The organism is Pelomonas sp. Root1217, assembly GCF_001425705.1.
Classification (GTDB): Bacteria; Pseudomonadota; Gammaproteobacteria; order Burkholderiales; family Burkholderiaceae_C; genus Pelomonas.
In genome coordinates, this window is sequence record NZ_LMDC01000028.1 from 545610 (window position 1) to 560134 (window position 14525).

Sequence of the window (14525 nt, forward strand, 5' to 3'; positions counted from 1 at the left end):
GTGTTGCGGGCCGGCGAAATCGCCGGCCTCATACACAAGACGGATCAGCCTCGCCGGTTGTGACACGCGCGGCGATCGCGGCGAGTTTGTCGGGGTTGCGCTGGATGTAGACGGCACCGACCTGGCCCGGCTCGGCGGCCGGCGCGAGCGCGATGGTCTGCACGAGGCGGCCGCCGGCGCTGTCGTCGACGATCAGCAGGCCGGGCAGGCCGTTGACCGTGGTGGGCACCAGCCGCCAGCCCTGGCTGGTGGACATCTGCGCAAAGCCGATGAAGGTGCGTGCGATGACGGCGCCGCCATGCAGCGGCTTGGGCACCGCGCTGACCTTGCCGCCGCCATCGGCCATCAGCACGGCGTCCTCGCTCAGCAACTGGGCCAGGGCCGACACGTCCTGGCTGCGCACCGCGTCCATGAAGGCGGTCACCAGCCGGTCGGCCTCCTCCTTGGCCACCTCGCGGCGCGCATAGTCGGCCTTGATGTTCTTGCGCGCCCGGCTGATGAGCTGGCGGCAACTGGCCTCGTTGCGGTCCAGGTGGCGGGCGATCTCGTCGTAGTCGAGGTCGAACACGTCGTGCAGCAGGAAGGCCGCGCGCTCCAGCGGTGACAGGCGCTCCAGCGCCAGCATGAAGGCGATGGACACGTCCTGGGCGAACTCCGCCTGCTTCTCGGGCCCGGGCGTCCAGCCGAACAGGGCTTCGTCCTCCAGCATGGGCTCCGGCAGCCAGACGCCCACATAGTGCTCGCGCTGCACGGCGGCCGAGCGCAGCTTGTCCAGGCACAGGTTGGTCACCAGCCGCGACAGGAAGGCGCCCTCGTGCTGGACGGTGGCTACATCCACCTCGGCCCAGCGCAGCCAGGCCTCCTGCACGATGTCTTCGGCTTCGGCGCGCGAGCCGAGCATGCGGTAGGCCAGCGCGCGCAGGCGGCGCGCGTGGTCACGGTCGTAGCGCAGGGCGCGGGCAGTGGGCGAGAGATCGTCGGTCATGGCGGAAGTTTCGTGGTTCAACTCCCTCCTGACGAAACAGATCCCACGTTTGTGACATCAGCGCGCTGTTGCGACCGCCGCTAGCAGCATCCAGGCTGAATGCGGAATCCACTGCTCCACCCAGCGCCACTGCTCGCCGTCGGGCCCGGGTCCAAAGGCGATGCCCTCGCCGGTGTCACTACCCACCGCACCGGTGATGCCGTTGGAGATGCCACCGGCGAACATGTCGCCGGCGCTGGATGCCACTGTCGGCGGGTTGCGTTTGCCAAAGCCGTAGAGCATGGAGATGCCATAGGGGTTGCGGCCCAACGTCCAGTCGAGCTGGCTCTGCGCATAACCGGCCCAACCCTCCGGCATGCCGGCACCGAGCTGGCGACCGGCAACGGCCATGGCCGTGCTCAGCGAGGCCAGCCGTGCGCTCTCGCCCTGCCACCAGTAGCCGGTCTCGTTCTTGTGCGGGATGAAGAAGCCCTCCATCACCTCGCCTTCGGCCTTGCCGTTCAGCGCGAGCTGGAAGGCCTGGCGCGCATAGCCATAGGGGTTGGAGACGCTCTGCGTGATGGCGATCTCGTACTTCAGCGCCGCCGCGATGGTCGCGGTCGTGCGGCCGCGACGCGCCTCCTGCGTCTCGACTTCGAGGTAGTAGGCCAGGCTCAGCACCGGCAGACCCGCTTCGACCGCGTGGTAATACGGCCGCGTGCCGCCATCGCTGATGAAGCCACCGGCAGCCGTCTGGCGGCCCATCAGGCTTTCGGCTCGCAGACGCGCGGCGTCGAGGAAGCGCGGCTCGCGCGTGGCGTTGAACAACTCGGTGGCGGACATCAAAGCCGCGTAATCGTCGATGATGTTTTCGACGCCATTGGCCGTGTACTGCGCGTTGAACTGCTGCAGATGATCGAAGGCCTTGATTGCGTCGGCCAGATAGGTCGCGCCGCTGAACTCGCCCTGTCGCCCCGACTGCTTGGCCAGCAGCGAGGCCCGCGCCAGCGCCGCGATGGCCATGCCGCCCCCCGCACGGTAGGCCGAGCGGTAGAGCCGGGTGTATCTGCCGTCCTCGCCCTCGTAGCCGACGATCATGCGCTCGGCTTTCTCGTCGCCCCATTTGTCGAACACCGTCGTGTAGAAATAGCCCTCCGCGTCGAGGATGCGGTGCAGATAGTCGGCACCCCAGAAGGCCTCGGTCTCGGCGCGCTTGAGCAGGCCCGCGCGGCGGTAGAGGTCGGCCGAGGTGTGCGCTGTGTAGGCCAGCACCCAGGCCGCCATCGACGTCTGCTGCGGGTTGAAGAAGTTGGCGTAGCCGAGGTGGGACAAATACTTGCCCGTGTCGCCGCCGGCATCCTTCCAGCCGCCATGCACGTCGACGAAGCGGTTGGTCTCGAAGATGCGGATGCGGCTGTCACCCTTGCCCGTGTGGCGACTGCGGTGGAAGTAGTCCAGCGTCTTGTCGGCGATGGTCGTGAACAGCGCCTGGTCACGCACTCGCACGGGCGCGGACAGCACCCGTGCGCCACCCAGCGTGGCCTCGACGCGGTAGACGCCCGGCGCCTGCAGCGCCGAGAAGTCCACCTCGAAGTAGCGCTTGCCCGCGCCCCAGGCCGAGAACTCGGGCAAGGCCTTCAGTTCGCCCTGGGCGACGACCTTGGCGCCGGCCAACACACGGTAGCGCCCGGCTTGCGCCGGGCCCGTGGACTCGACGACGGCCCGTTTGGGGCCGACGCGTTCCAGCGCCACCTGGTTGATCTGCACCAGCAGCGGCTCGGTGGGCAGTTGCACCGAGACCGTCGTCACCGGCGCAGCCGCCTCGGCGGCAACGGCCAGCGGCATGGCGGCCGCCAGGGCCGCCGCAATCAGGATTCGCTTCATTCCCATGCCATGTTCTTGGACCACTTGATGCCCGAAGTCGGGCACTTGCCGCTGTTGTTCGGGTAGCTGCTGTTGATGACCGAGTTGACCGTGCTGACGCTGTTCATGGCCGGGTTCTTCTTGTAGATGTCCAGGGCCATGCTGGCACGCCAGCAGTTGCCCGCATCGTCGCCGAGGCTGCTGGACTTGAGCCAGCGGATGTACTGGTCGGTCAGGTAGGTGGCGAAGCAGGTCTCGGCGCTCAGGCTGCCGCAGTTGCCGGCGTTCTTGACCGAGCTGAAGGCCGACACGCTGCTGATGGAACCGGTGTTGACCTGCACCTGGAAGGCCAGGCCCACGAGGTTGTATTTGTCGAAGGCCGTGAAGCCGATGCCCTTGAGGGCACTGAGCACCGGCAGCAGCTTGTCGTTGTTGATGTGCGCGTAGTGGCTCATCACATACTTGTCCTGCTGGGTGTCGAAGGCCGACTGCAGGGCCTTGCAGATCTTGGTCAGAGCCGCGCGCTTGGTGGAGTTGGAGCGGCTGAGGTTGGGATAGGGATCCAGCTGCGAGTCGTCGGCCTTGAAGTTGCTGGCCGACACGCCGGTGACCTGCACGCCCCAGTTCTTCATGTCGGTGTTGGTCGCACCCGTCTTGCCCAGCACATAGGGGGCGAAGGCGTTCTTGAAGTAGTCAGGGAAATCGCCCACCGTCGTCACGCCGACCGGGCCGAAGGTGTTGCCGCGGTAGTCCGAGATGCCGACGCTGGCCTCGTAGTCCACCTCGCAATAACGCCATGGCCCGACGTCCTGGTAGTTGGTGGTGCCGTTCTCGGGATAGGCGTCCATGCTGAGCACGGCCTGCCACTGGGCGACCGTCAGCTTGCGGTTCTTGTCGAAGACATTGCCCCAGACGCGCGAGTCCCCCACGGGGATGACACCGCTGGCGGCGGCCGGCTGCACGGCCGTCACCAGGGCCTGGCCACTTGCAGTCTCGGTCTTGGTGTACAGCCAGCCGTCCTGCACAAAGGCCGTGCCCTTGGCCGCGTTGCTGCCGGCCGCAAAGGCCAGCGAAGACAGGCTCAACAGGGCGAGGGCCGCACAGGAGCCGATCCGGAGTGATTGCATGTTTGCCTCAACAGAAGTCGTGTGGCGAAAAAGGGCCACGGGTTGTGGATGCCCACGAGCGGTGCGAAGAAAAGGGAGTGCACCGCCGGCGAGGAGCGCAACTTCACTGCGGGATGCGCCGGGCTGGACCTCGTCCCTCCAACGGGACTTCACGTCTCATGGGCGGCGAATGTAGGGCCGCCAAGCCGGCATCGTCAATATTTAAATCCAATGGTTGTATAAATTTATTACAGCCACACGATGATGTTTGGGTTGACGGCTCAGTCAGAATCGCCACCACCCTCAGGTCAAGCCCCAGAGAGCGCAGAACGCAGCTCATGGACCGGCCGCCCGGCTTGAGGCCGCCCACTATCATCGGCGCCACGAAAGGCGCCGCCAGCACGCATGAGAACCACCGGCCGAGGAGCCAACCAGCAGTCCAGCGCCCCCTACAACCGCCGCGTTGTGCTGGACTTCATCCGCCAGCAAGGCGCCGCCTCGCGCAAGGACATCGCCGACATGGTGTCCCTGAGCCCGCAGACAGTGGCCAACATCACCAACGACCTGGAGGCCATCGGCCTCATCGTGTCGCGGCGCCAGAAGGTCGACAAATCCCGCGGCCAGCCACCCATCGCCTTCGAGCTGAACCCGCAGGCGGGCAACTCCATCGGCATCAGCCTGGAGCCGGGCCGCGCCTCCGCTGCGCTCGTCAATCTGGTCGGCGAGGTGCGCAGCCGCTGCGAGGTCGAGCTGGACACCAGCGACCGCCAGCAGATGCTGGCCTCGATGCTGCAGGTCGTCTCTCGGCTGCGCCGCGAATCAAGCGAGCGCCTGTGGGGCATCGGCATCGCCCTGCCCGGCCCGCTCGGCCACACCGACATCAGCTTCATCGGCCCGACGGCGCTGGAGGGCTGGAACGACCTGTCCGTGCTCGATGAGCTTGGCGAACTCACCGGCCTGCCGCTCTTCTACCGCGTGGACAGCGTTGCCGGCGCCCTGGGTGAGACGCTGTTCGGCGTGGCCCGCCACCTGGACGACTTCTTCTACCTGCACCTGGGCCTGGGCCTGGGCGGCGCCCTCGTCATCGGCCGCTCGGCCTTTCCCGGCGCCGACGGCAACGCCACCGAGATCGGCCACGTGCCCATCGTGCCCGGCGGCACGCCTTGCTACTGCGGCAACCGCGGCTGCCTGGAGCGCTATCTGTCCATGCATTCGCTGGCCGAGGCGCTGGGCGTGTCGGACCACGATGTGTGGGCCGTCGACCTGGCCCGGCGCCTGCAGCAGCCCGCCGACGCGGCCCTGCACGGCTGGTGCCGCCAGGCAGCGGACCGCCTGCGCGACGCCGTCTGCATGATCGAGAACATGCTGGACCCGCGGTCCATCGTCATCGGCGGCTCGGCGCCCAAGGTGCTGGTGGAGCACCTCGTGGCCCTGGCCCAGCCCTGGCATCGCTCGGTGCGGGGCGGCGTCGCCAGCCCCGAGACGCGCCTGGTGCTGTCTGACCGCCAGGACGACAGCTCCATCCTCGGCGCGGCCGTGCTGCCCTTCTACGAAATGCTGTCGCCACGCCTGGAAGTGCTGCAGCAGGAACGCCGCCCGGACGTCGACGCGGCCGAGCTGATGGGCCACCGCGCACCGCCTTCGCGTCGGGCTCAATAAATATTTCAATCCACTGGATTTAATTATTGACAGGCCATTTGGCGCACTCCTATAGTTGGCGCCCATGGACACGGCACGCCTTCATCTCGACCCTCACCTCAGCATCGTCGGAGACGTCGGCGTCGATCTCGTTCTCGGCACTCTGGACGCCTGGCCGCGCATCGGCACCGAGCTGCTGATGCCCCGCAGCGAGCTGCGTGCCGGTGGCTCCGGCGCCAACGCCGCGCTGGCGGCCCGCCATATCGGCCTGAACACCCAGCTCATCTCCGCCGTCGGCAACGACCACTTCGGCCATTGGTTGGCCGAGCAGTTCACTGGCATCCGCTGCAACCTCGAGGCCTGCGACCGCGAGACGACGATCTCGGTCGGCCTCATGCATGCCTGCGGTGATCGCAACTTCTTCACCACACACGGCCATCTGCAGCAGCTGTCGGTACAGCATGTGCTCAAGCACCTGCGTCCGACCGATGCGCCGGCCATCGCCCTGTTCACGGCGCCCTTCCTGCTGACCGAACTGCGCGGCCGCTATGCCGATCTGCTCGCCGAGGCCGCCACGCGCGGTTACCGCATCGCACTGGACACCGGCTGGCCGCCTGAGGGATGGACACCCGACGTGCGCGACGAGGTACTGACCTGGCTGCCGCACTGCGACCATCTGCTCATCAACGAGCTGGAGGCGCGCAGCATTGCCGGCACGGAAGACCTTGACGCGGCACTGGTGCTGATCGGCCGGGAACTCAAAGCCGGCGCCAGCCTTGTCGTCAAGGTCGGCGCGCGTGGTGCGATGGGTTTCGAAGCCGGCCGCCGCAGCGCGCATGACGCCGAGCCGGCCGACATCTTCGACACCATCGGCGCCGGCGACGCCTTCAACGCGGGTTACCTTGCAGCCCGGCTGCGCGGCGGTCATCTCGCAGAAGGGCTCGCTGCCGGCTGCCGCACGGCCCGCGCCATCCTGTCGCGCTTCCCGCGCAAGACCATTCGTGCCGGCGAGTTCGCCGACTGCATCGCAGCCTGAACATCATGAAGCAGCGCGCGCTGATCGTCGGCTACATCCTGCTGATCTGGTTCGTGATCTCCTTCGTCACCAACCTCATCGGCCCGCTGATGCCGATCATCATCCAGGACTTCAAGCTGAGCCTGGCAATGGCGGGCTTCCTGCCGTTCTCGTTCTTCCTGGCCTACGGGCTGGTGTCCATCCCGGGCGGCATGCTGGTGGAAGCGCGCGGGCCGCGCTTCACGCTGCTCGTGGCCTTCGTATCGAACTTCGCCGGCTCGCTGGCCATCGCGCTGTGGCCCAGCTACGCAACGGCCATCGGCGGCTTGTTCGTCATCGGCCTGGGCATGGCACTGCTGCAGGTCGTCATCAACCCGTTGATGCGTACCGCCGGTGGCGAGGCGCACTTCGCGTTTTTCTCGGTGATGGGCCAGCTCGTGTTCGGCCTCGCATCCTTCCTGAGCCCCTGGGCCTTCCAGCTCTTGATGGAGCGCCCCGGCGCGGCCGGCAGCCCGCTCGTGTGGGTCGCGTTCTACTGGATCTTCATGGCGGCCTTCATCGCGCTGATCGTCATGAACCAGGCACTGCCGCTGCCCCGAGTCGAGCTGAAGGACGACGAGCGCACCGGTGGCTGGGGCGCCTACCGCGAGCTGCTGGCGCGGCGCGACGTGCGGCTGTTCTTCCTGGGCATCATGGCCTACGTCGGCACCGAGCAGACGCTGGCGAACTGGATATCGCAGTTCCTGTCGACCTATCACGGCATCTCGGCCACGGCCGAAGGCGCCGACGCCGTCGCGCGCTTCTGGGGCCTGATGTCGCTGGGCTGCCTGCTCGGCCTGCTGCTGCTCAAGCTGCTGGACTCGCGCCTCGTGCTGGCCGGCTTCACGGTGCTGGCGATCGGCAGCGTGGCCCTCGCCCTGTTCGGACCGGCCGCCGCGTCGCAGCTGGCCTTCCCGGCCTCGGGCTTCTTCCTGTCGGTGATGTTCTCGGTCGTGTTCTCGCTCGGCCTGAACTCCGTGCCCCGCCACCACGGTGCCTTCTCGGGCGTGCTGTGCACCGGCATCCTGGGCGGCGCCGTCTTCCCCCTCATCGTCGGCGTGCTCGGCGATGCCATCGGGCTGCGCGCCGCGATGTCCACCGTCTTCCTGACCCTGGCCTACATCCTGAGCGTGAGCGCCTGGGCGAGGCCCCTGGTGCGCAACGAGACCGTCTCGCTGGCGCAGCTGTTGTCCCCCACCAGGCCCAGACCCGAGGCCTGAGTTCCCGATTCAAAACACGCCATGGCTTGCGGGCCAGGACGGCGTCCGCCCATACACAGACACAAGGAGCGAGAGCGATGAGACCGAACCGAGCAGCATTCACCAAGACCGTCACCGCCGCGGCCGTCGGCCTGCTGGCCGGCACGGCCTTCGCGCAGGAGTCGCCGCAAGACAAGGACAGCGCTCGCAACGAGCTGCCCACCGTCGTCGTCAACGCCACCCGCGTCAGCACCAGCCTGCTGAAGACGCCGGTCGCCGTCACCGCCATCACGCAGGAGGCGCTGAGCCGCGAAGGCATCCACGACGTGCGCGGCCTGTCGGGCACGATCCCCAACTTCCAGATCTCCTCGGGCGCCGACTCGGGCATCCAGATCAACATCCGCGGCGTGGGCTCCACCAACTTCACCGAGATCGGCGACCCCGCCGTCGGCCTGCATGTGGGCGGCCTGTATTCGCCGCGGCCGCAGGGGGCCCTCGCGCTGATGTTCGACCTCGAGCAGGTGGAAGTGCTGCGCGGCCCGCAGGGCACGCTGTTCGGCCGCAACTCCACCGGCGGCAGCGTCAACATCATCCCGGCCAAGCCCGAGTTCGGCTCGACCTACGGCAGCCTCGAGGCCGACCTGGGCAACTACCGCAAGCGCCAGGTCAACCTGATCCAGAACATCGCCGTCAACGACAGGTTCGCGCTGCGCGCCACGGTCAACAAGGTGCAGCGCGACGGCTGGATCAACCAGCAGCAGGACTTCTATGACGTCAACCTGCCCACACACGGCATCAATGCCGACGGCATCCCCGATGTCGACCAGCGCCGCAACACGCTGGTGCCCAAGAGCAAGTACTACTCCAACCGCGACGAATGGGCCGCCCGCATCGCCGGGCGCCTCAAGCTCGCCGACAACGTCGAATGGCTGCTGGCTTACGAGAAGTTCCAGAACAACAGCGCCGGCGACGTCGCGATGAAGGACTGCGACATGGCGGCCGGCACCGCCTTCGCCTGCACCGGCGGCAAGTGGGACGTCAAGATCAACGTGCCCGGCAAGACCGACATGAGCATCGACACGCTGCGCTCGAATCTCGTCTGGAACCTCAGCCCCAGCAGCAGCATCGAATACGGCTTCGCCTTCGCCAACCAGAAGCGCAGCCAGCAGTCCGACGACGACGGCGGCTACCACCCCATCGCCAGCCAGGTGACGGCCAGCCTGCCCGTCGGCCCCGACGGCGACTGGGGCACCTGGCCCGTCAACGACATGACCTCGTTCACGCTCGGCTCGACCTACAAGTCCAGCGTGCATGAGCTGCAGTTCAAGCATCACACCGACACGCTGCAGCTCGTCACGGGCCTGTTCTGGATGCACGAGAAGAACGCCATCGACTATGCGCAGGAGCAGCTGGTCACGGCGCCGTATGGCTTCCCGACCAGCCAGTTCTATCACCAGCCCGACCGCCAGATCGACGCCAAGGCCGTGTTCGCCCAAGCCGACTGGAAGTTCGCGCCGACCTGGACGGCCACGCTCGGCGCGCGCTACAGCGTCGACAAGAAGACCGACAAGGGCGGCCAGGTCTTCGGTGGCTGGGACGGCTCCACGCCGGCCTACTACAACGGCCTCTTCCACCCCGGCACGCCCGGCGAGCCTGGCTTTCGCGCCCACAACGGCCGCGACCTGACCGAGCTGATGGGGCCCTTCGCCGGCACCGGCGCCTATGCCGAATGGGGCCCGCCGGCCGGCAACGACAACTCCGAGACCTGGAAGAAGATCACCTACCGCCTGGGCCTGCAGAAGCAGCTGACGCCGCTGGACATGGTCTACACGTCGCTGTCCACCGGCTACAAGGCCGGCGGCTTTGGCGACAAGGACGACCGCTGCGGCGGCCACGACTGCGTGGACGGCCCGGCCGGCCCGCAGTACACCTTCTTCTCTTACAAGCCCGAGACCGTCACCAACTTCGAGATCGGCTACAAGGGCCTGATGCTGAACAAGCGGCTGAGCCTGTCGGCCACCCTCTTTTTCAGCCGCTACAAGGACATGCAGGTCACCGGCGACAACTTCGCCTCGCGCATCAAGCGCACCGAGCCCTGCCCCGAGGACAACCCGACCTGCGACATCGTCACCAAGTGGCAGACCGTCAACGTCGGCGTCGTCAACATCCCGGGCATCGAGTTGGAGGTCGACTACAAGCCCTGGGCCGGCGCGCGCCTGGGCGCCTTCTTCAGCTACATCAACAGCAAGACCAAGAACTACCCGTCCTACAGCGACACCTGGAACTGCGGCGTGCGCGCAGAGGCCGGCGCACCGGCCTGCCCCGAGCCCTACAGCGGCCCGGTACGCGAGTTCGCCGGCCGCCAGATCCTGGACATCACCGGCAACCACCTGCCCCTGTCGCCCAAGTACAGCTTCGGCATCAACTTCGCGCAGAGCTTCATGATGGGCGACGGCTGGGAGCTGACGCCCTGGGTCAACCTGAAGTGGCAGGACAAGATGTACTTCACGCTGCTCAATCTGGACAACCCGCACATCTCCGACGGCCAGAAGGCCTTCACCAAGATCGACGCCAGCCTCAAGCTGCAGGCACCCAAATACTGGCGCGCCGAGCTCTACGTGCTGAACGCGACCAACAAGATGACCAAGAACGCGGTGCAGGACGGCGGCGGCTTCGTGCGCGCCTACTGGAACGACCCGCGCACCTACGGGATTCGGGTAGGGATCGACTACTGAGGTAGCCACCGCAAAAAACTCGAACCGTCAGCATTGGGCGCGCCCTAGCAGGCTGTTGAAAATGGCTTTCAGGTGGGGCGCAAGCGGCCACTTGAGGGGTCCTCGACCCCTTGACCAGCGTCATAACGCTCTGACGGTGAGCCATGGCGGACTGTCCGGGGCCCCCTCAGCCCTTCTCTCAAGACCGGGACTGCGCTGAGGAAAACCCTTCAATCGTTTTGAGGACGTGCGCACTGAAAATCTTGCCGGCGAGGTAGCGCCACAGGTGCCCTGATCCCTAGACTTTGGGAAGGCAAGCAGGCTGGCACTTCAGCGACCCTGGGAGGGGCACACATGCAAAACGCGATCGCGTTCGCGGACAACGATGTTGTCATGGTGGCTTGGAGCTATGGGCGTCAGTTGCCGGGCTGCATGGGATTTGCAGTGCACCGGATCGACGAAGCTGGCGTCGAGACGCCACTGCCTTCAATGGCCGTCTTCCCGGGTTTCAAGCGCAAGGCGGGCCAGACGACCGATGAGTTCCCGATCCAAAAGTTCTACTGGAAGGATCCATACGCCCGCCTAGTCGCCGACAAGTCAGGCTCTCGCAGGTTCCGCTACAAGGTCGTTCCTCTGGAGGGCAAGCCAGGAAAGCTCAAACCGATGTCGGTCGGCTACGCCGTTTCGAACGAGGTTGAGGTCACGCCGTTCCTGTCAGACACGCTTGCAGCCTACTTCAACCGCGGAATCATCTCGACGCAACACGTCTCGCAGGCTCTGGACGGGAAGCCAGAAAAGGGCAAGTTGCTTGAGCGTGTTACCGACCAAGCGGATTCGCTTCGCGGTGACCTCGCCGGCGGCATGATTGAGGCGCTGACAGGATTCGTGGGCGAGGCCAAGACCAACGACGAGTTGTACTGCGCGCTCTATGAACTTGGCGATGACGAACTGATCTCTTCGCTAGCGAGCCTGAAGTCCCGACTGCACGTTGTGCTCTCGAACCCAAAGGCCAGCGACGGGCAGAGCGCGAGCGGCGTCACCGATGGCAACAGCACTTCCCGCCAGACGTTGAAGCACGCTGGTGCTGAAGTGATTGATCGAATGTTCCGGACAGGACAGATCGGACACAACAAGTTCGCGGTCCTGGTCAAGAAGAAAAAGCCTGTTGCAGTTTTGTTCGGTTCGACCAACTGGACATCGACGGGGCTGTGCACACAGACCAACAACACCATCATCTGGCGTAACCCTGAACTGGCTCAGCGTTACCTCGACTATTGGAACGAGCTGAAGAAGGACACTGAGGCCGCCGGCGATGACCCGAAGGCCTTGCAGGCCGCCAAACTGCGCACATGGGATCGGAAGTCCAAGACCTTCAACCTTGAGAACGGCGCCACTGTCACGAGTTGGTTCTCACCGAACGCCCCGGCGTTGCGCAAGGGGACCGGCGCCAACGAAACGCGCCCTGTCGACATGGACGAGGTGGCGAAGCTGATGCTTAGAGCCAAGAGTGCGATCCTTTTCCTGGCGTTCTATCCCGGCTCGCCGAGCCTCGCAAACTGGGCAGCGCAGGCGCAGAAGGCCAACCATCAGCTCTTCGTGCGAGGCTGCGTGACCAACCCCTCAGCGGCCGATGGCTTTGTGTACGAGCTCAAAGGCATTACTCCGCCCAAGGAAGGCGACGGTACGCCACCTGTCAAGCAAGACCCGCGTGTTGTCACGGCGGCGGCACTGTCGCGAACCATCCCCGCTGGATGGATGAAGGAAATCCTCACTGCCGGCTTTGCAGTCACCCACGACAAGATCGTCGTTATCGATCCGTTCTCGGATGACTGCGTTGTCGTGACCGGCAGCCACAACCTTGGCCATCGTGCTTCTTTCAACAATGACGAGAACCTCGTCATCGTCAAAGGTCAGCGGTACCTGGCAGAGGCTTATGCGACGCATGTCCTCGACATCTACGACCACTTCTCGTGGCGCTCGATGGTTCAGCGCGATGGCGAGAAGGCGGACGCCAGCCTCAAGGTGAAGCCTGAAGAATGGCAGTCGCGCTACTACAACGACGATGGCTCCATCCGGAACGCTCAATTGCGTTTCTGGCTATCGGCGATTCCTTCGGACTGAGCGAGTTGCTTCGCTCCTAGACTTCGATCATTTGCCGAGACCAAACCGGATCTAAGGCCGAACGTTGCCTGCCCGGCTTCAGGGTTCATGGATGAACAGCGCGGTGCTTGAGCATTGCAGCATGCTCGCCTGAGGCAGTCCGGCACCGCCCGCTTCCACCTGAACCTGCCTATCGGTGGCTTCAGCGGTCTATGCCAATGCTGCGATGTGAAAGGTCTGGTTTCGCAACTCGGCCTCCGCGGAACGCTCCACGGTCCCCCTGCATTTACCATCCACCCATGAACCAACCGCAGCACGAATACCTCGTTGTGTCGCGCGGCCAGTGGGACGAAAAAGCGTCTCGCGAGGACGTCCAGCGCGCCATCGATCAGTTCTACGTTTGGTACGAGGGCCATCTCGCGGCGGGGCGGATGAAACCCGGGAGCCGGTTGGCGCCCGAAGGCAAGCTCGTTGCCCATGGGCTGGTCACCGACGGCCCCTTCGCGGAGACCAAGGAGATCGTCGGCGGCTACTGGTTCATCGTCGCCACGAGCCTGGAGGAAGCGGCCGAACTCGCCGCGCAGAACCCCTGCCTGGCCTTCGGTCTGACGCTGGAGATCCGCCCCCTCGACGCCGAGCGGGCGCGGGCGACGGACATCACCAACGAAACGCCGCCGCCCTGGCGTCAGCGTTGAGGCCTGGCGCCGCGCCGTCGCGCAGAACAGATGTTCGTCCTCCAACCCATCGGCCATGTGCGTTCACCGCTGACGAGCCGGGAGCAGGCGCCCAAGCAAGGCGATGAAGGCGCCCCCACGGCGTGGCTGGAGTTCCTGCCCGCATTCGAAGCGGGCCTGCGCGACCTGCAGGTCGGTGACGACATCCTGCTGCTGACCTGGCTGGACCGCGGCCAGCGCGAGACCTTGAGCGTGCATCCACGCGACGACCTGAACGCCCCGCTGCGCGGCGTGTTCAGCACCCGCTCGCAGGACCGGCCCAACCCGGTGGGGCTGCACCGCGTCACGCTGGTCGAGAAAGACGGCCCGCTTCGCTACCAGGCACTCCATCTCGAAGCCTTCGACGGCACGCCGATCATCGACGTCAAGCCGGTGCTGGATCGCCTGCGGGAGCGCTAGCGCAAATACCGGTTCGGCACATTGCCCAGCCGCGGCGCGGGCCGCCCCAGGGCCGCGAGCAGTTCGACGATGTTGGCGTAGGTATCGGCCTCGATGCGCTGCATCTGCGGCAGCAGGCCGAGTTGGGCGTAGGACAGCGGCGTCACGTCGTAGCAGACCGTCTCCCAGTCGAAGCCGCGGCCCCAGGTGATGCCCTGAACGCGCACGTCCGCCCTCGCGCCAGCCGCGAGCAGCAGGCGCATGACGGGCGCCGAACGGTTGGCATTCGAGTTCACGGCGTGGAAGAGCGGCGTCTGGCCGTTCAGCCCGTCGGCGTCGACATCGGCCGCTGCGTTCGGGTCGGCGCCCAGTACCAACAGCCGCTCGGCGACCTCTGCGTGGCCGTACTCCGCCGCCACATGCAGCGGCGTGGCGCCGTCAAGCGGCGTGAAGGTGCAGGGCATCTGCGTGCGGTGACGCAGCAACACCGGGTTCGCCGCCACGGCCGAGGCCAGCGCGTCGGCGTCGTTGAGCAGCACCGGCGCCAGGTGCGGGTCGTCCAGCACGGCGCCACGTTCCAGCAGCAACCGAAGGCAGGTGGCAAACCGGTCCGAACGAAAGTACATCTCGATCAGATGGTTGACCACCGTCTTGCCGCCGATGCTTGAACTCGCATCGAAGCCGGCATCGAGGACGGCCCGGATGTCTTCAACGTCGTGCGTTTCAAAGGCGGTGAGCAGACGCTCGGAGATGCCGGTCATGACTTGCTTTCGGT

At 65.9% G+C, this 14525-nt stretch carries 11 protein-coding genes; 7 read left to right on the plus strand and 4 right to left on the minus strand.

Features of this window, described 5'->3' with window-relative positions; all coding sequences use genetic code 11:
* Window positions 1-28: 28 nt before the first annotated feature.
* From sigJ to ASC95_RS22500, 3 genes are read right to left on the minus strand one after another with little or no spacing between them, the layout of a single operon-like run.
* The gene (sigJ, locus tag ASC95_RS22490; RefSeq protein ID WP_057300467.1) at window positions 29-985 is read right to left on the minus strand and encodes an RNA polymerase sigma factor SigJ; all 957 of its coding nucleotides are present in this window, start codon (window positions 983-985) and stop codon (window positions 29-31) included.
* A gap of 57 nt (window positions 986-1042) precedes the next feature.
* Window positions 1043-2848: a glycoside hydrolase family 9 protein gene (locus tag ASC95_RS22495; RefSeq protein WP_057299919.1), complete on the minus strand. Its 1806-nt coding sequence runs from the start codon at window positions 2846-2848 to the stop codon at window positions 1043-1045.
* Window positions 2845-3954: a hypothetical protein gene (locus tag ASC95_RS22500; protein ID WP_082568019.1), complete on the minus strand. Its 1110-nt coding sequence runs from the start codon at window positions 3952-3954 to the stop codon at window positions 2845-2847. The genes ASC95_RS22495 and ASC95_RS22500 overlap by 4 nt, the downstream gene beginning before the upstream one ends.
* Window positions 3955-4338: 384 nt before the next feature.
* On the opposite strand from ASC95_RS22500, the gene ASC95_RS22505 reads away from it, so the two are divergent.
* The 7 genes from ASC95_RS22505 to tsaA all read left to right on the plus strand — a co-directional run bounded on the left by ASC95_RS22505 (window position 4339) and on the right by tsaA (window position 13771).
* Window positions 4339-5592 (plus strand): ROK family transcriptional regulator, encoded by a 1254-nt coding sequence (locus tag ASC95_RS22505; RefSeq protein WP_057299921.1) that lies wholly within the window; start codon window positions 4339-4341, stop codon window positions 5590-5592.
* A 64-nt stretch (window positions 5593-5656) separates the two neighbouring features.
* Window positions 5657-6607, plus strand: a complete 951-nt coding sequence (locus ASC95_RS22510; RefSeq protein ID WP_057299922.1) for a carbohydrate kinase family protein — start codon at window positions 5657-5659, stop codon at window positions 6605-6607.
* Window positions 6608-6612: 5 nt separating this feature from the next.
* Window positions 6613-7845: an MFS transporter gene (locus ASC95_RS22515; RefSeq protein WP_057299923.1), complete on the plus strand. Its 1233-nt coding sequence runs from the start codon at window positions 6613-6615 to the stop codon at window positions 7843-7845.
* Between the two features lie 77 nt (window positions 7846-7922).
* On the plus strand, window positions 7923-10559 hold the full coding sequence (locus ASC95_RS22520; protein ID WP_057299924.1) for a TonB-dependent receptor: 2637 nt from the start codon (window positions 7923-7925) through the stop codon (window positions 10557-10559).
* A gap of 333 nt (window positions 10560-10892) precedes the next feature.
* Window positions 10893-12659: a phospholipase D-like domain-containing protein gene (locus ASC95_RS22525; protein ID WP_057299925.1), complete on the plus strand. Its 1767-nt coding sequence runs from the start codon at window positions 10893-10895 to the stop codon at window positions 12657-12659.
* Between the two features lie 278 nt (window positions 12660-12937).
* Window positions 12938-13333: a YciI family protein gene (locus ASC95_RS22530; protein WP_057299926.1), complete on the plus strand. Its 396-nt coding sequence runs from the start codon at window positions 12938-12940 to the stop codon at window positions 13331-13333.
* Between the two features lie 30 nt (window positions 13334-13363).
* Window positions 13364-13771 (plus strand): tRNA (N6-threonylcarbamoyladenosine(37)-N6)-methyltransferase TrmO, encoded by a 408-nt coding sequence (gene tsaA / locus ASC95_RS22535; protein WP_056195984.1) that lies wholly within the window; start codon window positions 13364-13366, stop codon window positions 13769-13771.
* Here tsaA and ASC95_RS22540 read toward each other — a convergent pair.
* On the minus strand, window positions 13768-14511 hold the full coding sequence (locus ASC95_RS22540) for an ankyrin repeat domain-containing protein (protein ID WP_057299927.1): 744 nt from the start codon (window positions 14509-14511) through the stop codon (window positions 13768-13770). The two genes, tsaA and ASC95_RS22540, sit on opposite strands and share 4 nt — an antisense overlap.
* Window positions 14512-14525 lie beyond the last annotated feature (14 nt).

What these genes read in the sequence shown, in the direction of transcription:
- sigJ (WP_057300467.1), bottom strand. Translation starts at nt 985, where the DNA reads ATGACCGACGATCTCTCGCCCACTGCCCGCGCCCTGCGCTACGACCGT.
- ASC95_RS22495 (WP_057299919.1), bottom strand. Translation starts at nt 2,848, where the DNA reads ATGAAGCGAATCCTGATTGCGGCGGCCCTGGCGGCCGCCATGCCGCTG.
- ASC95_RS22500 (WP_082568019.1), bottom strand. Translation starts at nt 3,954, where the DNA reads ATGCAATCACTCCGGATCGGCTCCTGTGCGGCCCTCGCCCTGTTGAGC.
- ASC95_RS22505 (WP_057299921.1), top strand. Translation starts at nt 4,339, where the DNA reads ATGAGAACCACCGGCCGAGGAGCCAACCAGCAGTCCAGCGCCCCCTAC.
- ASC95_RS22510 (WP_057299922.1), top strand. Translation starts at nt 5,657, where the DNA reads ATGGACACGGCACGCCTTCATCTCGACCCTCACCTCAGCATCGTCGGA.
- ASC95_RS22515 (WP_057299923.1), top strand. Translation starts at nt 6,613, where the DNA reads ATGAAGCAGCGCGCGCTGATCGTCGGCTACATCCTGCTGATCTGGTTC.
- ASC95_RS22520 (WP_057299924.1), top strand. Translation starts at nt 7,923, where the DNA reads ATGAGACCGAACCGAGCAGCATTCACCAAGACCGTCACCGCCGCGGCC.
- ASC95_RS22525 (WP_057299925.1), top strand. Translation starts at nt 10,893, where the DNA reads ATGCAAAACGCGATCGCGTTCGCGGACAACGATGTTGTCATGGTGGCT.
- ASC95_RS22530 (WP_057299926.1), top strand. Translation starts at nt 12,938, where the DNA reads ATGAACCAACCGCAGCACGAATACCTCGTTGTGTCGCGCGGCCAGTGG.
- tsaA (WP_056195984.1), top strand. Translation starts at nt 13,364, where the DNA reads ATGTTCGTCCTCCAACCCATCGGCCATGTGCGTTCACCGCTGACGAGC.
- ASC95_RS22540 (WP_057299927.1), bottom strand. Translation starts at nt 14,511, where the DNA reads ATGACCGGCATCTCCGAGCGTCTGCTCACCGCCTTTGAAACGCACGAC.